Raw genomic sequence first — 20818 nt, 5'->3', positions numbered from 1 at the left:
AAATGGATGTCCTTGTCCGGGTCCTCGGACTCCAGAAACAGCAGCTGGGCGGTGACCAGAGCGGCGACCTCGTCGCCCACGGCTGAGCCCAGAAACACAATACGATCTCTCAGCAGACGGGAGTAGAGATCGTAGGCCCGCTCCCCTCTGCCCGTCTGCTCGACAACGGTTGGGATAAAGTTCATAGTGCCTGTCAGCTTAGTCTTTTGCTGCCCCTCCAGCAATATGCCGCGTTTGTCTTCACCCCTGCGTTTCTACCGTGAGGCGTTTTCCGGGCTGCCCCGGGCGGTATGGCTGGTGGCCGCAGTCTCGTTTGTCCACCGCAGCGGCACCATGGTCTTGCCCTTTCTGACCCTGTACCTGACCAGTCAACAGCAGCTCAGCCCCCGCGGGGCGGGCGTCATTCTCAGTGTGTATGGCGTCGGAGCTGTCGGCGGCTCGTATCTGGGCGGCTGGTTGAGCGACCGGATCGGCTCGCTGCCGACCCAGCGGCTGAGCCTGGGCTTGGCGGCGGCTGGCTTTGTGGCGCTCAGCCTGATGCCGACGCCGCTGAGCATTGCCCTGGTCGTGGCTCTCCTCAGTGTGGCGGCCGAGAGCTTTCGGCCGGCCAATGCCGCCACCCTGGCCGAAGTGAGTCCGGCCGAGCTGCACGTTCGGGCGTTCAGCCTGCGGCGGGTGGGGATGAATCTGGGCATGGCCATCGGGCCGGCCTGTGGTGGACTGCTGGTCGCCTATTCGTACAGGCTGCTGTTTTTTGTCGAGGCTGGCGTATGTGTGCTGACCGCAGGCCTGTTATGGCTGCTGTTTGGCAGCGCCCCCTCGCCCGCTCAGCGCGGCGGTCAGCCGGCCGAGACGCCTGACCCGCGCCTGTCGCCCTGGCGTGACGGCGTCTTTCTGGTGCTGGTCGGCTTGACCATGCTGCTGGCGACCGTCCTGTGTCAGCTCTTGGGCACCTATCCGCTCACCCTCTCCGAGGTGTATGGGCTGCCCGCCACCTCGGTCGGGCTGGTCTTTACCATTAACACGCTGCTGATCGTTGTCTTTCAGATGCTGGTCATTCGGGCCGTGGAGCGCTTTGACACGCTGCGGGTCGTCGGCCTCGGCGCATTGCTGCTGTGCGGTGGGTTCGGCCTGCTGCCGTTTGCGCCAGTCATGCCGCTGGTCGCGGTCACCGTGGTAGTGTGGACGCTGGGGGAAATGCTGACAACGCCGCTGCTCGAAGGCTTTGTGGCCAAGCGCAGCCCGGCCGCCAGCCGGGGGCGGTATATGGGGATGTTTGGCACGGCCTTCTCCGGCGCCTTTGTGCTTGCCCCGCTGGGCGGAACCTGGCTGTACGAGGCCTGGGGGTATAGGACCCTGTGGTTCAGCTGCGCTGGCCTGGGAGTCGTCCTATGGCTGGGCTTTGTGTGGCTGAGCGGCCGCGTCCAAAGCCAGATTCAAAAAGAAAGCACACAATAGACGCCGCCCAGTCAGGCCACAGCAGGTCGAATTTTTTCTTCCAGCGTCGCCACATTGCGCCGATACTCGGCCGCATCGGCATAGCCCTGGGTGTGGACCAGGTGGTTCACCCCAGCCTCGGCAAACTGGCCCGCGTAGTCGATGGCTTTGGGCGGATCGTCGATGGCGAGCGTCTTCATGGCGATGACCTCAAGCGGCGGCCGACCGGCGGCCTGACTCATCTGTCTGAGTTCGGCGATATGGGTGGTGAGCGCCTGGGGCTCAATCCCGGCCGGGATCCAGCCGTCGCCATATTGCACCGCCCGACGCAAGGCGTGGGGGGGCGCTCCCCCGACATAGATCGGTGGACGGGCCGGTCGGGGCCGGAACAGCAGGGACTGTCCGTTTGACTCGACCACGTCGTTCTCAAAGCACTCTCGCAGCAGGGCCAGGACGCTATTGCTGATCGCTCCTCGACGGGCATGATCGACACCCAGGGCCTGGAACTCTTCCTTCATCCAGCCGGTGCCGACGCCGAGCCGCAGGCGGCCGCCGGACAACTCCTGGACAGTCGCCACCAGCTTGGCCGTCTGCAGCGGCAGGCGGTAGGGCAGGAGCAGGACGGCCGTGCCCAGGCCGATGCGCCGGGTGGCGGCGGCCAAAAAGCTGAGGGTGGCCATTGGATCGAGAAAGCGGCCCTCGGCAAATCCCTGCGGCACGCGGTCCGGCATATCGGCCTGGGGAGGAATGGCCAGATGTTCGTTCAGCCACAGCGTATCGAGTCCTGACTCATCGGCCGCCCGGGCACATTCGAGCAGCATGGCGGGTGTTGACTGCGTGCCCCAATTCCGGATGTTGATGCTGAGTTGCATGGCGTGAACCCTAGGCGATAGGCGGCGTATTGGCAAGGAGGTGCGTGTGCTTTTTCATCTGGCCTTTCCGGTGAGCGATCTGGTCGCAACCCGCCGTTTCTATGTCGATGTGCTCGGCTGTGGAGTCGGGCGGGAGAGTGGGCGCTGGATTGATTTTGATTTCTTCGGTCATCAGCTGACCGCCCACCTGACAGAGAGCGCCCGGTCGGCGGCTCATAATCCGGTTGATGGTGACGCGGTGCCGGTGCCCCACTTTGGGGTGATTCTGGACTGGCAGGCGTGGCACGAGCTGGCCCGGCGCCTTGAGCAACGCGGCACCGCTTTTGTGATTGCCCCGCGGGTGCGTTTTCGGGGCCAGGTCGGCGAACAGGCGACGATGTTTCTGACCGATCCGTGCGGCAATCATCTGGAGTTCAAGGCGTTTCAGGACAGCCGCCAAGTGTTCGCCAGATGACGGGCGAACGGATATCGGCCGTTGGCGCCGTGCGTTCGTTTGCAGCCTTACTTCCAGCGGATCACTTCGAGCAGATTGGAGAAATCGTCGCTCCACACGCGTCCCTCCGCTCGGCATGAGCTGGGCTGTGTAGTAGAAAAACGTACTGATAGTATTCAAATGGCGTTTGGGGACAAGGGGACGAGCCCCTCCCCTTCTCCTGTTCGCTTCGGGCGTGGTAGAGTGCCGGTAAACCCATGTTCGTGGACAGGAGGAAAACGCTATGCCAGTCAAAGCCGGTTGGGAAGGTCGTTATTATGAAGATTTTGAGGTCGGGGACGTGTACCGCTGTCGGCTCGGTCGGACGGTGACCGAAAACGATAACATCTGGTTTACCCTGCTGACCAACAACACCAACCAGATCCATTTCAATACCGAGTACGGCAAACAGACCGAGTTCGGCCAGTGTCTGATCAACAGTGTGCTGACCCTGGCGATTGTGGCCGGGCTGGGCGTAGCCGATGTGAGCGAGAACGGCTTTAACCTGGGCTGGGACAATGTCGTCCTGCCCAACCCGGTCTTTGCCGGCGACACCCTGTACTCCGAATCCGAAGTCCTGGAAACGCGCGAGTCCCGGTCCAAACCCCAGTGGGGCATCGTCAAGGTCGAAACGCGCGGCGTCAAACAGGACGGCACTCTGGTGTGTAAATATACGCGCAACGTCATGGTCTGGAAAAAGGCCCACGCGCCAAAGCAGGACCTCTTCCCTGAGGTCAAACAGGCCTGACGCCGTCATGGAATGCCAGCGCCATCTCTTCACCCTGCCCGAGGACCAGCACTACCTGAACTGCGCCTACATGGCGCCGCTGCTGAAATCGGTCGAGGCGGCCGGCATTGCCGGGTTGCGGCGTAAGGTCAATCCGGCCGAGCTTGTCCCGGCTGATTTTTTTGACGAAACCCAAGAGTTGCGCCGCCTGTTCGCCCGGCTGGTCAATACCACGCCAGAGCGGGTCGCGCTGGTGCCGGCGGTGAGCTACGGCATGGCCATTGCCAGCCACAATACCCGGCTGCGGCCAAGTCAGAACGTGGTCATTCCCGGCGAGGAGTTTCCGAGCAATGTGTATGCCTGGATGGCGCAGTGTCAGCAAAGCGGAGCGCGCCTGCGTTTTGTGGAGCGCCCGGACCAGGAGGCGAGCGACGGTTGGACTACCCGTCTCCTCGACGCCATAGACCGCAACACCGCAGTGGTGACGCTCAGCACGGTCCACTGGACCGACGGCACGCCGTTTGATGTGGATCAGATTGGACGACGGGCACGCGAGGTCGGCGCCCTGTTCATTGTTGACGGCACACAGTCGATCGGGGCCGTCCCGTTTGACTTTACCCAGACGCAGCCCGACCTGCTGGTGTGCGCCGGCTACAAGTGGCTGTTCGGTCCCTACCAGTACTGTTTTGCGGTGGTGGGTGACCGACTGCTGGACGCCGAGCCGTTTGAACACAACTGGATCACCCGCAAAAACAGTCAGGACTTCAGCGCTCTGATCAACTACCAGTCCGAGTTTCAGCCCGGAGCGCAGCGCTTTGACGCCGGCGAGCGGTCCAACTTTATCCTGGTGCCGATGCTGATTGAAGCGCTGAACCAGCTGGACCGCTGGGGCGTTGCCAATATTCGGGCCTACTGCGCCCGGCTCAGCAGCGGGCTGGCCGAGGCGTTGGCAGACAGCCCCTATACGCTTGGTGCTGAGCGCTCGGCCCACCTGTTTGGCGTGCGGCTGCCCGATGCCGGGCGGATTCCGGCCATTCTTGCCGAAATCCGCCGTCGCCGGGTGTACGTGTCGCAGCGTGGCAGCTCGATCCGGGTCTCGCCCCACGTCTATAATCGTCCCGAGGATATCCAGGCTCTGGCCGAGGCGTTGCTCAGGGCGGTGAGCTAGGCTGGCGGACGGTCTCTTCCTTGCGTGGCAGGGCCAGACTGTTCAGACTGGCGGCTTTCTGCCCGAATAGCCGGCTGGCCGGGGAAACGGCGTGCCGTAGGCGTTCAGCCAGCTGACTTCTTCGACCGCTCGGCGGGTGACCGGCCCGAAGCGGCCCATGGGGTAGCCAATGGGAATCAACGCATAGGTGGTGATTGTCTCCGGCAGGTCGAGAATTTTTTTCATCTCGGCTTCATACTGGGTCGTCACCGAGGTCAGCGTGGCGCCTAAACCCAGCGCTCGGCAGGCCAGCAGGATATTCTGCACCGCCGGGTAAATGCTGCCGCTGATAATCCGAACGAAGTTCTGGGCGTTGGGGCCGGTCTTGCGCTCGGCGTGCAGGCGGCGCTCCCGCAGACACGGCACGAGCAGCACCGGCGCCTCGGCCAAGTGCTCGGCCAGGTAGGAGGCGGCGCGAACGTTTTTGTCGTTTTCGGGCGTGAGTCCGGCTGCCGCGTACTGCTTCAGGGCCCTCTGCCAGCCGTGCTGGTAGAGATCGGCAATCCGCTGTTTGCGTTCCGGGTCGGTTACCACCACAAAGCGCCAGGCCTGGACGCCACCGCCGCTCGGCGCCTGGGTGCCGGCCTCGATGATGCGATAGATCAACTCGTCCGGAACGGGATCGGGTTTGAGGCGCCGCATGCTGCGGCAGGTATACATGATGTCAAACAGGTCGTGGTCAGTCATGGTGATTGGGGTGCTCCTTTTCACGAATCCGATACGTCAGCAGCCGTGTGACACTTTTTTGCGCCGTGCCTTCGCTGCTGATGGCTTTAACTAGGCCGACGCCCCGGGCGTACCACTCGGTATGCCGTAGCGCAAATTCCGCGCTCTTTTTGCGCGGGTCCGGCACGAAGCTGACGGTCAGCGTTTCGACTCTGAGGCAGTTGCGAAAGGTGCCGGCCGGTACCTGTATGGCACTCGGATCGATCCAGGCCGTGGCCGATGAGCTGCTCTGTCCGCCGCTGGCCATGACCTGGGTGCTCAGGTCCATGCGCCAGCGTGTTCTCTCCACAAACGGACTCGGCATGATTTGATCCAGCCCCTGACCCAGCCGGGTGTCCCAGATGCGGTCGCCCTCGGAGTCCAGCCACGGGTAGCGGTAGAGAAACCCGTTTTTGCGAAAATAGGCAACTGTGCTTCTGGCCTCGGGGGCGCGGTCGGTGAGCGGTTCGTAGTCCTCGGCCACCACGTAGGACTGTTGGCCGAGCAGCGGCCAGTTGTCTTTGATGACGGTCTCGGTCATGTAGTAGTGATAGTCCCCGCCCGAGAACCTGACCTCATGGGTCCAGGTATTGTGCATGGCCAGGGGGAAGAAGTCGGCCGCCGGCAAGCGGTCCGCCGCTGGCGGGGAGGCCAAGAGCGTGGCGAGCGCCCAGGCCATCAGGACCGAGGTGGCGAACGCAAGCATACCCATGCAGCATATACTGTCTGGTTCTCGACGGCGCAAGCGTTTTCACAAACGGCCGGCTGAAGTGTCTTTCTCTACACATGGCGACACATACCGAACAGCGGGCCTTTGCCGAGTTGGTCACGCGCCACCAGGGCGCGGTGTATGGCTATCTGTTGCGCTTTACCCGGGATCCACACGACGCTCAGGATCTGTTTCAGGAGACGTTCTTGCGCGCCTACCGGGCATATGGACGAGCGCAGAATCGGCGGGCTGATATGAACTATCGGGCCTGGTTGATGCGGATCGCTATCAACGTGTCCAAGAACTACGCGCGTGACCGCCAACGCAGAGGCCGGGTGGTGGTGACGCGCAACCACGAGCAAGCCGAAGACACCGCCTCGCCGCCTGGAAACGGGGCCGATATGGAGGAAACCATGGCCGCCAATGAGACGACCCGGACCTTGCTTGCCACGATTGAAAGACTCCCCTTCCGGCAGCGCACCGCGCTTGTCCAACGCCAGTTTGAGGGGCTGGACTATCAGGTCATCGCCGGCAATCTGGCGTGTTCACAAGAGACCGCGCGGGCTCATGTCTATCAGGCGCTGCGCAAGCTGCGGCTCGCCCTTGCTCGGCACCAGGAGGATTAGGCTATGGCGAAAACGTGCAGATTTTCAGAAAACCGGCTGATTGCCGAGGCGTTTGGCGAGGCGCAGGCCGAGCTGAGCCAGCAGGTGCGCCGGCATGTGGCCGGCTGTGGTGTGTGTAGCGAGCTGTTGGAACAGTATCGGACGCTACGCGCCCGCTTACACGACTGGCCCGTTCCCGGCAAAGAAGCTGAGGGCCTGCGGCGCGCCCGGCAGGCGCTTGAGGCGCGGCTGGCCGAGCCGCAGCGTCCGCGGTTGCGCGTCCAGCTATGGCACTCGCCGGTCGGCGACCTGCTGCTCGGCGCGACAGACAAAGGCGTGGTTTTTGTCGAGTTCACACGTCCAAATCAAGCCTCAACCCAGCTCGCGCGCCTGGAGCACGATTTCAGGCCCGAGCAGGCCGGGCCGGAGACCGCCGTCCTCGTCCAACAGCTTGACGAGTATTTTACCGGCACACGCCGGACGCTGGACTGGACGCTGGATGATCGCCTGATGCGCAGCGACTTTCAGCGCCGCGTGCTGCGGGCCACCGCCGCCATTCCCTACGGTACGGTCATCAGCTATCAGAGCCTGGCCGACACCATCGGCCAACCCAGCGCGGTCCGCGCGGTCGCCCAGGCCCTGCGTCACAACCCGGTACCTCTGCATATTCCGTGTCATCGGGTGTTGGGCAGCGACGGGCGCCTGACCGGCTATGCCGGCAATCTGGTCGATACCAAACGCGCCATTCTTGAGACCGAGGGCATTCCGGTCAGACACACCCGACGGGGCTTGGCCATTGCCGCTGCCCGGATGTATGTGGGCTGGCGTTCCCACTCCCGCCTGTGTCGGCCCGACTGCGCCGACCTACACGCTCAGACCGCCGCCGAACGGGTGTTGATCCCGTCCCTGGCCCGGGCCCGCGAACTCGGCTATCAGCCCTGCCCCGGGTGTCAGCCCGAGCTGCACCCCGTGGACGCGAGCCCGCTGTTCGTTCCGGACTGAGCGGCCCACCCGCGTCCGGCGTGGGCCAGTCTTGTGCAAGTCCTGCCTTTTGTGTACAGCAATCAAGAGGGAGAGGAACGCCATGTCAGAGGCCAATAAAGCCGTCTTCCGTCGCTATTTTGACGAGGTCTTGAACGCGGGTCGGATTGAGTTGATCGACGAGCTGATCGCGCCCGATTATGTCAGCCATTATCCGACCGGCTATGATTTTGGCGGCGGCCCGGAGGACGTGAAACAAATTGTCTCAACGGTCCGGGGTGGTTTTCCGAATGTGCATTTTCAGATCAAAGATCTGCTTGCCGAGGAGGATCGGGTGGTCGGACGCTGGACGTTTCGGGGTACCCATCGGGGCGATTTCATGGGTATTGCCCCCAGCGGCAAGAACGTATCGGTGGTGGGCATTGCCATCTATCGGATTGCCGATGGCCGGATTGCCGAAGCCTGGGTAGCCTGGGACGCCCTGGGCCTGATGCAGCAGATCGGGGCTGAAGCCTGAGCCCATGGCCGCCCGTCTGCCCGCCTTTCATACGGCCGTCTACCGTCTGGTCGCCCGCGTTCCAAAAGGCAAAGTGGTGACCTACGGACAGGTGGCCGCCCTGCTTGGCGCACCCCGGGCGCCGCGGGCGGTCGGTACGGCCCTGCGCCATCTGCCCCCGCCGCTGTCCCGGAGAGTGCCCTGGCAACGGGTCATTAATGCCTCGGGCGGCATCAGCATTCGCGGTGACCTTGTGCGGGCCGAACAGCAGCGCTGGCTGCTCGAAGACGAGGGCGTCCGCTTCAGTCGCCACGGCAAGGTTGATCTGACCACCTATCGCTGGGCGGGTCCCAAGCGCTGGACGCCGCCCAGGTGGAAGCCCCAGCCCTGAGACCTCAGCCGGCGCCGTGCAGGCGTTCCGCTTGTGTCCGCAACTCATCTTGAAAGTCCGGATGAGCAACGGCGCTCAAAGCCTGGGCGCGCTCACGCAGGTTCTTGCCCCGCAGGGTCGCAATCCCATACTCGGTCACCACGTAATCGACAAACGCGCGGGGCGTGGTCACCACCGTCCCCGACGCAAGGGTGGGGACGATGCGGGAAATCCGACGGCGGTCTGGCCCGCTGAGTGAGCTTGACGGCAGGGCAATAATGGATTTGCTGCCGGCCAGGCTGGCGGCAATGCAAAAGGCGGTCTGGCCGCCCGGTCCGGTAAACTGCTGGGGACCGATAGACTCGGACGCGACCTGGCCGGTCAGGTCGATGCTCAGCGCGTTATTGATCGCCGTAAAGTGCGGGTCCTGGCACAGCAGGCGGATGTCGTCGGTATAGTTGAAATCGTATAGCTCAAAGACCGGATTGGCGTCAATATAGTCCAGCTCTTCAGGGCTGAGCATGGGGTGAAAGCCGGTGCCGACCACCGTTCCGGTATGGCGGGTTTTGTTCGTGCCGGTCAGTACGCCGGCCCGGACGAGGCCGACCACGCCGGGCGGGATGATCTCGGTCTGCATGCCCAGATCGTTTTTGCCGTACAGATAGGCGGGCAGGGGGCTCGTCATATCGCCGGCCCCGATTTGGATCGTGTCGCCGTCCTGAATCAGCTCGTTGGCGATCGACATGCAGATCGTGTCGATCGCGTCCTGTTTTTCCTGGCTGTAGACTTCCGGGCTGATGGTTGGTGGGCTGACGGTGGGCGGGCGTTCCACGCAGCGGTTAATGGCCGAGATGTGGAGATAATTCTCGCCGCCGGTGCGGATAAAGCTGGGGTCGATTTCGGCGATGATCGTCCTGGCCTGTTTGGTCATGAGCGGCGACATGCCGACGCTGGTGCCGTAGCTGCAATAGCCGTGTCGGTCCGGCGGCGACACGCTGACCATGTACACATCGAGCGTGTCAATGCCGTGGGGCAGGGCCTCGGCCCGGAAATACGAGACCGGAATGTAGTCCAGGCCGCCCTTGTGCATCAGCGTGCGCTCGCGCCGGCTCAGATACCACGACTCCAGCCGGAAGGCGTCGCTCAGGCCGGGAGTGTCCCAGTCGTAAAACGACACCAGGGTATTGATGCGCAGGCCGCGCAGCGTGTCTTGCCGCTCGACCAGGGCCTGGCACAGGGCGAACGGGGTGGCCTGTATGCCGGCAATATAGACGGTGTCGGTCGGCCGGATGAGCGCGACCGCCTGTTGGGGGGTGACGAGTTTGTCGCCGCACAGCGCGTGCCAGTCCATACGGGGCTCCTTCTCTGCTGAACTGTTGTAGGGGCAATCCCCCTGTGGTTGCCCACATCCGTCCGTGGTTGCCCACATGCCGGGGGGTCGTCCAGAGCCGGCCCAAGCTCAAACCTAGGGGGTCAGGATCAGCTTGCCGACCGATTGGCGGGATTCCATGAAGCGGTGCGCCTCGGCCGCCTCGGCCAGAGGGTAGCTCTTGCCGACCAGGAGTTTGAGTTTGCCTTCCTCCATCAACCGGAACGACTCGGTAATCCCTCTGTGGTGCAGCTCGGGTATGGCCGAGGCCGTGTACAGGCCAAAGCAGCTGACCTTGAGCGAGTTCTGGAACAGCCCAAAGACGTTGACCGGCTCGGGCGCGCCGCCGGCCTGGCCGTACAGGATGGCATGACCGAACGGGGCCAGGCACTTGAGCCCTGTGGCAAAGGTCGGTTGCCCCACTGCGTCGAGGATCAGGTCTACGCCCTTGCCGTCGGTCAGCTTTTTGACTTCTTCGGCAAAGTCCTGGCTCTCATAATTGATCACCGCCTCGGCCCCATACTCCTGGGCCAGGGCGACTTTGGCGTCGCTCGAGACGGTGCCGATCACCCGCGCGCCGGCCGCCTTGGCGATCTGCATGGCGACAATGCCCACTCCGCCGGCTGCGGAGTGCACGAGCACAGTCTGGCCCGGGGCGGTCTGATGGCAGGTGTGCAACAGGTGGTAGGCGGTCAGGGTCTGGATCGGAAAGGCCGCGCCCTGTTCAAAACTGACCGAATCGGGCAGCGGCATGACCTGGTCGGCCGAGACGAGCGCGTATTCGGCGTAGGTCCGCATGCCGATGGCCGCCACCCGGGTGCCCGGCGCGATATGGTCTACCCCCTCGCCGACCGCTTCGACCACGCCCGCCGCTTCGAGGCCGGGCGTATCCGGGAGTCTGGGTTGCATGACATACTGGCCCTGACGGAAGCGCGTATCCGCAAAGTTGATCCCGATGGCCTGATTTTTAATCAACACTTTACGGGGTCTGAGTTCGGGAATGGGCGCCTCGCCCAGTTTCAGCACCTCGGGTCCGCCGACTGCCTCAAACAGAATTGCTTTCATATCGCTCTCCCTTCAGTGCGGTGTGTCTTGTGTCCTATCCCAATGCCGTGGCTGAGCATAGGTCCCTTGACTTCTGGCTTCGGACTGAGGGAAAACGGGGCACGAGTAAAAAGGGCATGATGATAAGCACCGCAGCAAAAAGAGATCATCCACTTTCTTCGCAGGGAGGAGAACAATGGCAAGCATCCGCGGCGAACAGATCATCGGACAAGCGTTTAAGAACGAGGGCGTCGATACCATTTTCTTCATGATGGGCGGCCCGACCTCGGGAACGGCCGCCTCGTGCCTGACCCACGGCATGCAGGGCATTTATGTACGCCATGAACAAGCCGCCGCCATGATGGCTCACGCCTATGCCCGGGTGACCGGCAAACCCGGCATTTGTATTACCCCGTCGGGACCGGGAACGGCCAACGCGGTCACCGGGCTGGCCAACGCCTGGGCCGATGCCGCGCCGATTGTGGCGATTGGGGGGTCGGCGCCGATACGGGCGACCACCCTGGACGCGTTCCAGGAGATGGACCAGCTGGCGATGATGAAGCCGGTGGTCAAGGCCGCCTACCGGGTCGATATGGTCCAGCGCATTCCAGAGTACGTCAGCATCGCCTTTCGGGAGGCCATGGACGGCAAGAAGGGGCCGGTCTACCTGGATCTGCCCGGCGACATCCTGGCCGGCAAGGTGGAGGAGGACAGCCTGTACTGGCCGCAACAGTACCGGGTCGAGAGTCGGCCGGCCGGCGACCCAGCCCTGATCCGGCGGGCGGTCGAACTGCTGCGGCAGGCTGCCAAGCCGATCATCGTCACCGGCAGCGGCGTGCTGTGGGCCGACGCCAGCCAGGAGCTGCGGCAATTCGTCGAGACCACGGGCATTCCGTTCTATACCACCCCGCAGGGCCGGGGTGTGGTGCCCGAAGATCACCAGCGCGCGTTTCCGGCCGCCCGCTCCATGGCCTTCCGCGAAGCCGACGTAGTGCTCGTCATCGGTGCCCGGGCCAACTCCATGCTGTCCTTTCTGCGGGCGCCACGGTTTTCGGCCGAGGCCAAGTTCATCAATGTCAATCTGGACGGACGCTCCATCGGCCATAACCGGGGTGTTGAGGTGGGGATTATTGGTGACGCCAAGCTGGTGCTCCAGCAGTTGATCGAAGAGGCGGCCGGAAAATTCGACGGGACGCAGGAGACGGCCTGGGTCGCCCAACTGTCGGCCAAGCAGCACTCAAACGAAGAACGCTCGGCGCCGCTGCTGCACTCCGACGCCGTGCCCGTGCATCCGCTGCGTCTGTGCCAGGAAGTGCGCGAGGTCATCAGCCGCGATACGATCCTGGTGGTGGACGGACACGAAATCCTCAACTTTGCCCGCCAGTCTATTCCCATTTACGACATCGGGACGAGCCTGAACGCCGGCCCGCACGGCTGTATGGGCGTTGGCGTCCCATTCGGGATTGGCGCCAAGGCGGCTCAGCCGGACAAGCCGGTCCTGGTCTTGTCCGGGGATGGGGCGTTTGGCTGGAACGGCATGGAAATGGACTCGGCCATCCGTCACAATCTGCCGATTGTCGTGGTCGTGTCGAACAATGCCGGCTTTACCTCGCGCCAGACCGGTCGGGCGACGGCCAGTGGCCTGGGCATGGGCAATGTCGGGCGTGAACTCGGCCACCAGCGCTACGATAAAGTCGTCGAGGCGCTGGGCGGTCACGGCGAGTTTGTCGAGAACCCGGACGACATCCGCGCCGCAATCGAGCGCGCCATTGCCAGCGGCAAGCCGGCCCTGGTCAATGTGTGCACCGACCCCGAAGCGCAGGCAACCACGGATATGGGCTTTGGCGGATATTAAGAGCGGGACGGCGTGCCGCGTTAAGGCGGCACGCACGTCTGTCTGAAGATGAGAGCGGTTTGCAAACAAAGGGAATCATGTGAAGCCAGAAATCCGGTATCCGTGCCAGTGGTATTACAAAATCATCGGAGCTGACCGACAGCGTATCCTGGATACCGTCCCGACCCTGTTCGAGCACTGCGACTATCACCTGAGCGAGTCAAACCGCAGCAGAACGGGCAAGTACACGTCCTTCCATTTCTCCCTCCAGGTCCACAGCGAGGAAGAGCGGAACGTGATCTTCTCCGCCCTCAAGAGCATCCCGACGGTCAAAATCGTCTTCTAGGCGCTGCGCTCAGGGGTGTGCTATCCGCACTGAGCGAAACGCCACGGTTTGCTGTTCGGGACCGGCCGGCGGAAAATCCGGTCCGACCCGAAACACCAGCTCGTTCTCGCCGGCCACGACCCACGCCGGGTCCAGCCACAGCTCATACTCGCGCCAGCCCCGGTACAGCAGCTGGCGGCCGACCAGTTGACCGTTAATCAGGACGCTCAGCGGGTAACACGTTTCGGTCCGGGCGTGGACAAAGGGGCGGGCGGCAAAACGCAGCAGATAGGTGCCGGGCTGGGGCAGGGACAGGCTCAGCCCGGCCTCACCGCGTTTCATCCAGGTAATCGGCCCGGCCGGCTCGCGCCCCCGAGCGCCCCAGGCGCCGGCCAAGCCGACGTGTTGCTTGGCCACGCCAAAGGAAATCCGGGCCACTGCGGCGGTCTCGGCTGTCCGCGCCGAGGGTAGGCTCAGGTTGGTGTGGGGAAAGAGCAGGACGATCGGATAGCAGGCCAGCAGTCCCACACTCCAGACCAGGGCCGAGCGGGAAATGGGAAGCCGGGCCGGCCGCGAGAGGCCGAAGCTGAGCCAGGCGCCGCCGAGCAGCACCGTCCCGACCACATCAAGCAGCCAGTGGTGGCCGAAGTAGACGCGCTGCCAGACGATCAGGGCCGACAGGACGACGCACAGCCCGGTTCCGCCGTGTCGCAGCCAGGGCCTCCAGTCGGAGCGCCAGGCAAGAAAAATGAACACGCCGCTCATCAGCAGGGCGGCGCTGACATGACCGCTGGGAAAGCTGTTGCCGACCAGGCTGGGGGTCAGGACACTGGGTCGGGCGCGTTCCAGGCCGGTCTTTAGCAGCTCACACAGGAACAAGCCGCCACCGATCAGCCAGCTGGCCCGCCACGCCTCGGCCCACTGGCGACGGAGGTATAAGACCGCGACCGGGACGCCGCCAAGGATCAGCAGACCCGCCAGCGGCAGGTGTTTGAGCAGACTGGCCAGATAATCGGCCCGACACGAGCGCAGGGTCTGCATCCAGCGATAGGCTGTGGCGTCGAGGCTGATCAGCCACGGCAGACACACCAACTCGCACACGGCGAGTCCCAGGCAGACGAGGGAGAAGCGGGTCGCAAACTGAGGTGTCACCAGTCCGAACCAGCTAGCGCTGATGTCTTCCTGGGAGATCAGTCGCCACCGACAGCTTGATGGCCTCGGCTCGGGCCCACTCCATATTGTGGCGATGGCGGTTGGCCATTTCCTTGAGAAAGGCGGCAACGTCGGGGGGCGGGTTGAGGGCCAGGACCTGCTCGACCTTGCGGGCAACCCAGGCCTGTCCCTGGGACAGCAGATCGATCTGGTCGGCCAGACTGCTGAGCCGCAGGACCTTGTCGGCAAAGTCGCCGGTTTCGGTCGAGGGCGTTCCGCCGTGCAGGCGGATCAAGCCTTCGAGGATGGCGGTGTCGCTCACCTCAACATCGGTGAAGTTGACCAGCAGCGCGCTCACCTCGGAGTCCGACGTCTCTTGGCCCATAGCGTCGAGCAGCCGATGGCCGGCGCGTTCTGCTTCGAGCAGCCGATTGAGAAGAGCTTCGAGTTGAGAATCCATCGCGCTGCCTCTGAAATACTTTCTTGGGGGGAATTGGTCATCACCGACGGCTTTGAAAGCTCTCGGTGATCTCTTTCGAGGGATCGGTCATCACCGAGAGCTTTTTTACCACCACCGCTCGGACCAAAGCAAGCTGGTGACACAGGCAATCGTGATCTCCTTAGGATTCTTTTTGTTATCACGATTCCCTGTGTGGGCGGGACCGGAAAAAAGTGCTAGGACGGACGGTATCAACAGAAGGAGGGACGCCATGGCCACAGTTCTGGAAGAGAAAGATGCCATTCACGAGACGATTGCCAATTATTGTTTCCACTTTGATGGCGGCGAGTTTGACGAGTGGGTGGACCTGTTCGCCGAGGACGGCCGGTTTGACGCCGGTGCCAACGGGGTTCAGGAGGGCAAAGAGGCCCTGCGTGCTTTTGTGCGGGCCATCCCGGGCCGGGTGCCGATGAAAGACGGCGCGCCCCTGGTCAAGCACTGCGTGATGAATGAGATCATCAAGGTCAACGGCGAGGAAGCCACGGCCAAGAGCTACATTGTAGTCGTGCGTTCCAAGGGCGAGAGCGCCTTGGTGAATGGCTTGGCCGGACGCTACGAAGACACCCTGGTCAAGCAGGGTGACCGCTGGCTGTTCAAGACCCGCAAGGTACACTTCGACCTGATGGGCGATATGAGCTAGGCCGGCAGGCTGAGCCGGGGTGTCAGCCCGTCGGCCCGGCCAGCTTGCGGACAACGCTCGACACTTTGTCGGCCATGGTCTGTGCGCGGTCGGTCCGGGTGCCGATCTTCAGGCTGGTCGAAATCCGTGGTGCGCCCATCTCATGGACCACCTCGTGGCAGCGCTTGATGGCCGCAAAGACGCTATCCCACTCGCCCTCGATGTTTGTCCCATAGGCGTGCAGCTGGACCGTGAGGCCGGCTTCTTTGAGGACGCGCTGGCAGGCGGCGACGTGGGCTGAGACGGACACGCCCACCCCGACCGGGACGACACACAGGTCTGCGATGACTTTCATTACTTGCCTCCTTGGTGTTGCCAGGGACTGTAGCACTGTCGCATACTTTTCCAACTGTCCCAGAAAGGAGCCAGACGATGTCATACCAGACGCTGACGCTTGCGCGGAACGAGGCCGTCTTGACCCTCACCGTCAACCGGCCCGAGGTGCTGAACGCCCAGAGCCGGATCATGTTGGAAGAGTTTGATCAGGCCATGGCCCAGGCTGAGGAGGACGATGCGGTCAAGGTGGTCATTGTGGCCGGCGCCGGCGAGCATTTTTCGGCCGGTCACGATATCGGCAGCCCGCAGGAACTGGCAGACCAGCGCCGGCGGCCCCTGAAAAAAGGCACCGCCCACGAATATCAACGGACCTGGCAGCTGTACTTTGAAAACACCCTACGCTGGCGCGATTTTCCAAAGCCGACCATCGCCCAGGTGCAGGGGTACTGTATTATGGGCGGCCTGATGCTGGCCTCGGCGTGTGATCTGATCATTGCTTCGGACGACGCCAAGTTCTGTGACCGAGCCGTGCGCTGGGGCGGCTCGCACGTGCAGTATTTCAGTCTGCCGTGGGATATCGGCTTTCGCAAAGCCAAGGAGCAGCTGTTCACCGGCGACTGGCTAACCGCTCAGGAGGCCGAGCGCAGAGGGCTGGTGAACCGGGTGGTGTCCCGCGACACGCTGGCCCAGGAAACCATGGCGCTGGCCCAGCGCATTGCCCTGCAAGACGCGTTCGCCCTACGCACGGCAAAGTTTGCCATCAATCAGATGCAGGATGAGATGGGGTTTCGGACCGGTGTGACGGGTGCCTTTCAGACCTATGCGCTGACCCGGGTGTATCGTCTGGAGCAGGGCGAGGACAGCCTGGCCGGCGCCCAGCGGGCCAAAACGCGCGACGAGGCGTTTGGCGATCATCGCTGACGGGTAAACGTTGCGGGAGCGACGATTGTCGCCCCCCAGTTGGCGTCCTGCTCGGAATCCGGTCCGCCTAGAGCGTTTCACGATAAGTTGTAGCCATGCTAGCACGCTCGCGTCATGCCGGACTTGATCCGGCATCCAGAGATCGGGAGGCTGGGGACCTGGATTCCTGCTTTTGCAGGAATGACGGACAGCTACACATCATCGTTATTTGCTCTAGACGGCCTGAGCGCTCCCCCAGGCGATGCCGTTGCGCACCAGCTGCGCAAACGCGGCGGTCTCCCACGACCCCCGAAACGAGACCGGCGTCGTGCCCGACTCCTCCACGCTGGTATCGACAAAGGGCTGGACATTGTTGAGCGGCGAGTGACAGTGGCCGAGGGCGATATAGGCAACCCCGCCCTTGCCGATGTCACGCGTATAGCCCAGCACCCGGGTCTTGCCGTCCGGCAACAGGGCGGTGTCGGCGTCGTACACAAAGCCAAAGCCGGGGGGCGACGGGTCGGTCGGCAGCTCGGTGGTCAGCAGGATCTGACTGCTGGCCGGCTCTTGCAGCTCAATCATGTACAGTTCGTCCATCACCTCAAAAGACGCCGGCAGCCCATGTGTCAGCAGGTGGTCGTGCTGGGCGACCTCGACCCGAAACTTACACAGTGGCGGGTGGTTGAGAAAGAAGCCGCCCAACACGGCATGATGGCTGGTCTTGACCATTTTACGCACGCGTCGGTCGTCTCCAACCGGAGCGGCTCGGCCGCCGCTGGTGCCGTGCAGCCCCAGCCAGCGCCCGCCGTCCTCCAGCCACTGCTGCATGAGGTGGCTCTGTTCGTCGTTCAGGTGCGGACCGGCCACATAGGTGATGACCAGCTGGCAGGACGGCAGCCACTTGGCCAGATCGCTGAAATCATTGCCGACGGTGGTCGTCAGATTCGGGGTTTCGCCCAGCAGTTGCAGAAGGCGCAGGCGGGCGTAGTCCATATCGTGTCCGGCGGGAGAGCCGGCCGGATAGCCGCCGGTAATCAGGTAGACGCGAGTCGGTTGTGATGTACTCATCGTGTGTCCCTCCTTGGGCTCTTATGTTCCTAGCCGAAGCTGCCTGCCAGTTCCAGTTGGCCTAACGGCTGCGTAGCGGCCGGCTGGGTTGAATGCCTTTGACCGGATGGGGCTGGTAGGGCGCTTCAAGCGCGATAATTTCCTCGTCAGAGAGGGTGATATCGACGGCCCGCAGCGCGTCATCCAGATGCGACAGCCGGGTCGCACCCAAAATTGGAGCGGCGACCGCTGGCTTGGACAGCAGCCAGGCCAGCGCGACCTGGGCAGGCTTGTCGCCACGTTGCCGGGCCACGGTTTTGACCGCCTCGACCACATCCCAGTCTGAGGGCTGATCGTACAGGATTTGATCGGCGCCATCGCTTTTGGAGCGCGTCGTCGAATCGTCCCCGAGTGTCGTTCGCGTCCCGGCCAGCATGCCGCGGGCCAGGGGAGACCACGGAATCACCGCGATCTCTTCTGCTTCGCACAGCGGCATCATCTCCCGCTCTTCTTCGCGATAGACCAGATTGTAGTGATTCTGCATCGTCACAAAGCGTGCCCAGCCGTTGCGTTCCGAAATGGACAGCGCGCGCATGAACTGCCAGGCATACATGGAGCTGGAGCCGATGTAGCGGACTTTGCCCTGGCTCACCAGCCGGTCAAGCGCGGCCAGGGTTTCCTCTATGGGGGTGTGTGGGTCGAGCCGATGGATTTGATACAGGTCGATGACCTCCACACCGAGGCGTTTCAGGCTGACCTCGCACGCCTGCTCGATGTGCTTGCGGGACAGGCCACCCATATTCGGTCCTTCGGACATGGGAAAGAAGACCTTGGTGGCCAGCACAACCTCGTCGAGATTGGCGTACTCGCGCAGCAGGCGACCGGTCACCTCTTCACTGACACCGACAGAGTAGGCATCGGCCGTGTCAAAGAAGTTGACCCCGGCCTCAAGCGCGCGACGAAAGAACGGCGCGGCACCCTCGGCGTCCAGGACCCACGGCCGCCACGACGATGAGCCATAGCTCATGCAGCCGAGGCACAGGCGTGAGACTTTGACACCGGTCCGACTGAGAAACGTGTACTGCATGCAATGCTTCCTTGTGTGTGACTGCTCTCACCGGTCATATAGGCCGGTCAGCGAAGAGAAATCAACGCGCTGAGTTCAATGAAGGACTCGGAATGCTGTTGCTGACGCGGGACAAACGAATCATCTGCGCTCGTTCCCAGCCTGTCATCATGAGCCTGGCGGCGGTCCGATCAGCACGATTTTGATATCCATGACATTGGTGCCGGTCGGACCCGGCTGGAATACATCGCCCAGCGCGGCAAAGAAGGTGTACGAATCATTGTTGCGGAGGGCGGCGGACGGATCGAGCCCCTTGGCCCGCGCCCGGCCGACACTGGTCCCATCGACATAGGCGCCCGCCGCGTCGGTCGGACCGTCTCGGCCGTCTGTTCCGGCGCTGAGAAGGGTCCAGCCCGCTTCGTCCTGAAGCTGTTGGGCGACGACCAGGGCAAATTCCTGGTTGCGTCCGCCCCTGCCCGTGCCCGTCAGCTGGACGGTTGTTTCTCCGCCGGCCAGCACACAGGTCGGGCTGCGATCTTGTGCCAGGCGGGTTCGGATCTGCTGGGCAAAAGCGCGGGCCGCCTGGGTGGTATCACCCGCCACGGGTTCGGGAAGAATGTGGACGCCAAAGCCCCGGTGCCGGGCGTCTGAGGACGCGGCTTCGAGCGCCAGCCGGTTGGAGCCGAGCAGGTAGTTGTGAACCCGGGTAAAGATCGGGTCGTGCGGCTTGGGTGTCTCTGCCACGCTACCCTGCATACCGGCCGACAGATGGCGGGTGACCGATTCAGGGCTGGCGGAGAGCAGCTCATAGCGTTCCAGGATGCGCCACGCCTCGGCAAATGTCGTGGGATCGGCCACCGTCGGCCCCGAGCCGACCGTACTCAGATCATCGCCAATCACATCCGACAGGATAAAACTGATCACGCTCGCAGGAGCCGCCAGGCGGGCCAGCTGTCCGCCTTTCAGCCGGGACAGGTGTTTGCGTACCGTGTTGATTTCCTGAATGTCTGCCCCGCAGGCCAAGAGCAGGCGGTTCATCGTCAGCTTGTCTTCGAGCGAGACGCCCGGAACCGGCCCGACGAGCAGACTCGACGCCCCTCCGGTCAGGCAAAAACAGACCAGGTCGGACGGGCCGCGCTCAGCCAGCAGGGCTGCCAGCTGGGTGCCGCCGCGCAGACTGCCCGGGCCCGGCAGGGGATGCTCTGCGACAATAACCGAAACGGGATCAAGGCTGAGAACCGCGTCGTGAGGAACCACGACGCTTCCCCCAACCAGGTGTTCGCCAAGCAGCGGTAGCAGGGCCTGGGCCATGCGACCGGCGCCCTTGCCCGCGCCAATGAGGAAGGCGTTGTGGTCGAGGGGGAAGTGAGACGTCTGGCCGCCGACCCGGACGCTGAGCCGGTTCGTCTGTCGGGTGAGACTGTTTCGTATGAGCCGCCCCGGATCGACGGCCGCGACCGCGGCAGAAAAAAGGGCGGCAAGAGAGTGACGCGGAGGGGCTGGGGACAAAGGTGAGCGATGATCCCTTCCCGATGAAGTGGTCATCCTCGTTCATCTTTTCGGTCTGAGATGTCCCGTTTGGAGAGGGAAGAACGCTAGTGTTCAGGCGCCGTCGTCGTCGAGATCGACCAGCGACCCGCGTCGGCGGAGACGGTCGTCATCGTTGCGGCGGTGCAGTTTGGCTTCTTTTTCGAGATCGCTCTGGCAGGACACACACAGCCGGGTAAACGGCAGGGCTTCGAGCCGCTGGGGCGTGATTTCTTCTTCACACATGTCGCACAGGCCGTAGTCACCAGATGTGATGCGTTCCAGGGCGTCTTCGATCGCCTGGAGTTTATCCCGGTCGCGGTCGCTCAGGATCAGATTGATCTCTCGGTCGCGCTCTTCGCTGGCCAGGTCATAGGTGTCCATGCCTTCTTCGATCGTGCCTTCTTTGCCGACCCGAAACTCTTCGTCCAACTGCTCCAGGATTTGCTGTTTCTGAGCGGTCAACGTTTCGTGCATTTTTTTCAGAAACGTTTTTCGCATGCGACCTTCCCTCTCCGA

The 20818-nt window shown here is 63.1% G+C and carries 25 protein-coding genes; 12 read left to right on the top strand and 13 right to left on the bottom strand.

Going from position 1 to position 20818, the window contains the following annotated elements; all coding sequences use genetic code 11:
• Nucleotides 1-185, bottom strand: a 185-nt coding sequence (locus J4F42_02865) for an ATP-dependent Clp protease proteolytic subunit (GenBank protein MCE2484430.1), incomplete at its 3' end; no start/stop codon positions are given.
• Between the two features lies 1 nt (nt 186).
• Here J4F42_02865 and J4F42_02860 point away from each other — a divergent pair.
• Nucleotides 187-1458: an MFS transporter gene (locus J4F42_02860; GenBank protein ID MCE2484429.1), complete on the top strand. Its 1272-nt coding sequence runs from the start codon at nt 187-189 to the stop codon at nt 1456-1458.
• Nucleotides 1459-1469: 11 nt separating this feature from the next.
• On the opposite strand, the gene J4F42_02855 is transcribed toward J4F42_02860, so the two are convergent.
• Nucleotides 1470-2309 carry an LLM class F420-dependent oxidoreductase gene (locus tag J4F42_02855; GenBank protein MCE2484428.1) on the bottom strand — a complete coding sequence of 280 codons (840 nt, stop codon included), beginning with the start codon at nt 2307-2309 and terminating at the stop codon, nt 1470-1472.
• 46 nt (nt 2310-2355) lie between these two features.
• On the opposite strand from J4F42_02855, the gene J4F42_02850 reads away from it, so the two are divergent.
• The 3 genes from J4F42_02850 (at nt 2356) to J4F42_02840 (ending at nt 4676) form a co-directional block, all read left to right on the top strand.
• Nucleotides 2356-2763 carry a VOC family protein gene (locus tag J4F42_02850; GenBank protein MCE2484427.1) on the top strand — a complete coding sequence of 136 codons (408 nt, stop codon included), beginning with the start codon at nt 2356-2358 and terminating at the stop codon, nt 2761-2763.
• A gap of 262 nt (nt 2764-3025) precedes the next feature.
• Nucleotides 3026-3529 (top strand): MaoC family dehydratase, encoded by a 504-nt coding sequence (locus tag J4F42_02845; protein MCE2484426.1) that lies wholly within the window; start codon nt 3026-3028, stop codon nt 3527-3529.
• A 7-nt stretch (nt 3530-3536) separates the two neighbouring features.
• On the top strand, nt 3537-4676 hold the full coding sequence (locus J4F42_02840) for an aminotransferase class V-fold PLP-dependent enzyme (protein ID MCE2484425.1): 1140 nt from the start codon (nt 3537-3539) through the stop codon (nt 4674-4676).
• Nucleotides 4677-4718: 42 nt separating this feature from the next.
• Here J4F42_02840 and J4F42_02835 read toward each other — a convergent pair whose 3' ends face one another.
• Together J4F42_02835 and J4F42_02830 are read right to left on the bottom strand one after the other, a co-directional pair.
• Nucleotides 4719-5402 carry a nitroreductase family protein gene (locus J4F42_02835; GenBank protein ID MCE2484424.1) on the bottom strand — a complete coding sequence of 228 codons (684 nt, stop codon included), beginning with the start codon at nt 5400-5402 and terminating at the stop codon, nt 4719-4721.
• On the bottom strand, nt 5395-6132 hold the full coding sequence (locus J4F42_02830; protein MCE2484423.1) for a hypothetical protein: 738 nt from the start codon (nt 6130-6132) through the stop codon (nt 5395-5397). The genes J4F42_02835 and J4F42_02830 overlap by 8 nt, the downstream gene beginning before the upstream one ends.
• A 74-nt stretch (nt 6133-6206) precedes the next feature.
• Between J4F42_02830 and J4F42_02825 the strand changes: the two genes are divergently transcribed.
• The 4 genes from J4F42_02825 (at nt 6207) to J4F42_02810 (ending at nt 8602) form a co-directional block, all read left to right on the top strand.
• Nucleotides 6207-6755, top strand: coding sequence for a sigma-70 family RNA polymerase sigma factor (locus J4F42_02825; protein MCE2484422.1), 549 nt, complete (start codon nt 6207-6209; stop codon nt 6753-6755).
• 3 nt (nt 6756-6758) lie between these two features.
• Entirely contained in the window at nt 6759-7736 is a 978-nt protein-coding gene (locus J4F42_02820) for a methylated-DNA--[protein]-cysteine S-methyltransferase (GenBank protein ID MCE2484421.1), read from the top strand.
• Between the two features lie 82 nt (nt 7737-7818).
• Nucleotides 7819-8232, top strand: coding sequence for an ester cyclase (locus J4F42_02815; protein MCE2484420.1), 414 nt, complete (start codon nt 7819-7821; stop codon nt 8230-8232).
• Nucleotides 8233-8236: 4 nt separating this feature from the next.
• Entirely contained in the window at nt 8237-8602 is a 366-nt protein-coding gene (locus tag J4F42_02810; GenBank protein ID MCE2484419.1) for an MGMT family protein, read from the top strand.
• Between the two features lie 4 nt (nt 8603-8606).
• Here the strand turns inward: J4F42_02810 and J4F42_02805 are convergent, their stop codons facing one another.
• Nucleotides 8607-9932, bottom strand: a complete 1326-nt coding sequence (locus J4F42_02805) for a hypothetical protein (protein ID MCE2484418.1) — start codon at nt 9930-9932, stop codon at nt 8607-8609.
• 114 nt (nt 9933-10046) lie between these two features.
• Nucleotides 10047-11015 (bottom strand): quinone oxidoreductase, encoded by a 969-nt coding sequence (locus tag J4F42_02800; protein ID MCE2484417.1) that lies wholly within the window; start codon nt 11013-11015, stop codon nt 10047-10049.
• Nucleotides 11016-11190: 175 nt separating this feature from the next.
• Between J4F42_02800 and J4F42_02795 the strand changes: the two genes are divergently transcribed.
• Together J4F42_02795 and J4F42_02790 are read left to right on the top strand one after the other, a co-directional pair.
• The gene (locus J4F42_02795) at nt 11191-12849 is read left to right on the top strand and encodes a thiamine pyrophosphate-binding protein (protein MCE2484416.1); all 1659 of its coding nucleotides are present in this window, start codon (nt 11191-11193) and stop codon (nt 12847-12849) included.
• 79 nt (nt 12850-12928) lie between these two features.
• Nucleotides 12929-13174, top strand: coding sequence for a DUF493 domain-containing protein (locus J4F42_02790; protein ID MCE2484415.1), 246 nt, complete (start codon nt 12929-12931; stop codon nt 13172-13174).
• A gap of 9 nt (nt 13175-13183) precedes the next feature.
• Here J4F42_02790 and J4F42_02785 read toward each other — a convergent pair whose 3' ends face one another.
• Both J4F42_02785 and J4F42_02780 read right to left on the bottom strand, forming a co-directional pair.
• Nucleotides 13184-14305, bottom strand: coding sequence for a phosphatase PAP2 family protein (locus J4F42_02785; GenBank protein ID MCE2484414.1), 1122 nt, complete (start codon nt 14303-14305; stop codon nt 13184-13186).
• 13 nt (nt 14306-14318) lie between these two features.
• The gene (locus J4F42_02780; protein MCE2484413.1) at nt 14319-14765 is read right to left on the bottom strand and encodes a hypothetical protein; all 447 of its coding nucleotides are present in this window, start codon (nt 14763-14765) and stop codon (nt 14319-14321) included.
• Nucleotides 14766-15015: 250 nt separating this feature from the next.
• Between J4F42_02780 and J4F42_02775 the strand changes: the two genes are divergently transcribed.
• Nucleotides 15016-15444 carry a nuclear transport factor 2 family protein gene (locus tag J4F42_02775; GenBank protein MCE2484412.1) on the top strand — a complete coding sequence of 143 codons (429 nt, stop codon included), beginning with the start codon at nt 15016-15018 and terminating at the stop codon, nt 15442-15444.
• Between the two features lie 22 nt (nt 15445-15466).
• Here the strand turns inward: J4F42_02775 and J4F42_02770 are convergent, their stop codons facing one another.
• Entirely contained in the window at nt 15467-15778 is a 312-nt protein-coding gene (locus J4F42_02770) for an MTH1187 family thiamine-binding protein (GenBank protein ID MCE2484411.1), read from the bottom strand.
• Nucleotides 15779-15855: 77 nt separating this feature from the next.
• On the opposite strand from J4F42_02770, the gene J4F42_02765 reads away from it, so the two are divergent.
• A complete protein-coding gene (locus J4F42_02765; protein MCE2484410.1) occupies nt 15856-16680 on the top strand; it encodes an enoyl-CoA hydratase in 825 nt (274 codons plus the stop codon).
• A 213-nt stretch (nt 16681-16893) separates the two neighbouring features.
• On the opposite strand, the gene J4F42_02760 is transcribed toward J4F42_02765, so the two are convergent.
• The 4 genes from J4F42_02760 to J4F42_02745 form a co-directional block, all read right to left on the bottom strand.
• On the bottom strand, nt 16894-17727 hold the full coding sequence (locus J4F42_02760) for a ThuA domain-containing protein (GenBank protein MCE2484409.1): 834 nt from the start codon (nt 17725-17727) through the stop codon (nt 16894-16896).
• A gap of 61 nt (nt 17728-17788) precedes the next feature.
• Nucleotides 17789-18793: an aldo/keto reductase gene (locus tag J4F42_02755; GenBank protein MCE2484408.1), complete on the bottom strand. Its 1005-nt coding sequence runs from the start codon at nt 18791-18793 to the stop codon at nt 17789-17791.
• A gap of 147 nt (nt 18794-18940) precedes the next feature.
• Nucleotides 18941-20281: a glycerate kinase gene (locus J4F42_02750; GenBank protein MCE2484407.1), complete on the bottom strand. Its 1341-nt coding sequence runs from the start codon at nt 20279-20281 to the stop codon at nt 18941-18943.
• Nucleotides 20282-20374: 93 nt separating this feature from the next.
• Entirely contained in the window at nt 20375-20800 is a 426-nt protein-coding gene (locus tag J4F42_02745) for a TraR/DksA family transcriptional regulator (GenBank protein MCE2484406.1), read from the bottom strand.
• Between the last annotated feature and the right edge of the window lie 18 nt (nt 20801-20818).

The sequence above is a fragment of the Desulfurellaceae bacterium genome, assembly GCA_021296095.1.
Taxonomy (GTDB): Bacteria; Desulfobacterota; Binatia; order Bin18; family Bin18; genus JAAXHF01.
Note: the sequence above shows the minus strand (reverse complement) of the source record. Positions and strands in the feature narration are given on the sequence as shown.

Bases quoted from the DNA above. Each gene is read 5' to 3' on its own strand.
- J4F42_02855 (MCE2484428.1), bottom strand. From the start codon at position 2,309: ATGCAACTCAGCATCAACATCCGGAATTGGGGCACGCAGTCAACACCC.
- J4F42_02845 (MCE2484426.1), top strand. From the start codon at position 3,026: ATGCCAGTCAAAGCCGGTTGGGAAGGTCGTTATTATGAAGATTTTGAG.
- J4F42_02840 (MCE2484425.1), top strand. From the start codon at position 3,537: ATGGAATGCCAGCGCCATCTCTTCACCCTGCCCGAGGACCAGCACTAC.
- J4F42_02835 (MCE2484424.1), bottom strand. From the start codon at position 5,402: ATGACTGACCACGACCTGTTTGACATCATGTATACCTGCCGCAGCATG.
- J4F42_02830 (MCE2484423.1), bottom strand. From the start codon at position 6,132: ATGGGTATGCTTGCGTTCGCCACCTCGGTCCTGATGGCCTGGGCGCTC.
- J4F42_02825 (MCE2484422.1), top strand. From the start codon at position 6,207: ATGGCGACACATACCGAACAGCGGGCCTTTGCCGAGTTGGTCACGCGC.
- J4F42_02820 (MCE2484421.1), top strand. From the start codon at position 6,759: ATGGCGAAAACGTGCAGATTTTCAGAAAACCGGCTGATTGCCGAGGCG.
- J4F42_02815 (MCE2484420.1), top strand. From the start codon at position 7,819: ATGTCAGAGGCCAATAAAGCCGTCTTCCGTCGCTATTTTGACGAGGTC.
- J4F42_02810 (MCE2484419.1), top strand. From the start codon at position 8,237: ATGGCCGCCCGTCTGCCCGCCTTTCATACGGCCGTCTACCGTCTGGTC.
- J4F42_02805 (MCE2484418.1), bottom strand. From the start codon at position 9,932: ATGGACTGGCACGCGCTGTGCGGCGACAAACTCGTCACCCCCCAACAG.
- J4F42_02800 (MCE2484417.1), bottom strand. From the start codon at position 11,015: ATGAAAGCAATTCTGTTTGAGGCAGTCGGCGGACCCGAGGTGCTGAAA.
- J4F42_02795 (MCE2484416.1), top strand. From the start codon at position 11,191: ATGGCAAGCATCCGCGGCGAACAGATCATCGGACAAGCGTTTAAGAAC.
- J4F42_02780 (MCE2484413.1), bottom strand. From the start codon at position 14,765: ATGGATTCTCAACTCGAAGCTCTTCTCAATCGGCTGCTCGAAGCAGAA.
- J4F42_02775 (MCE2484412.1), top strand. From the start codon at position 15,016: ATGGCCACAGTTCTGGAAGAGAAAGATGCCATTCACGAGACGATTGCC.
- J4F42_02770 (MCE2484411.1), bottom strand. From the start codon at position 15,778: ATGAAAGTCATCGCAGACCTGTGTGTCGTCCCGGTCGGGGTGGGCGTG.
- J4F42_02765 (MCE2484410.1), top strand. From the start codon at position 15,856: ATGTCATACCAGACGCTGACGCTTGCGCGGAACGAGGCCGTCTTGACC.
- J4F42_02760 (MCE2484409.1), bottom strand. From the start codon at position 17,727: ATGAGTACATCACAACCGACTCGCGTCTACCTGATTACCGGCGGCTAT.
- J4F42_02755 (MCE2484408.1), bottom strand. From the start codon at position 18,793: ATGCAGTACACGTTTCTCAGTCGGACCGGTGTCAAAGTCTCACGCCTG.
- J4F42_02745 (MCE2484406.1), bottom strand. From the start codon at position 20,800: ATGCGAAAAACGTTTCTGAAAAAAATGCACGAAACGTTGACCGCTCAG.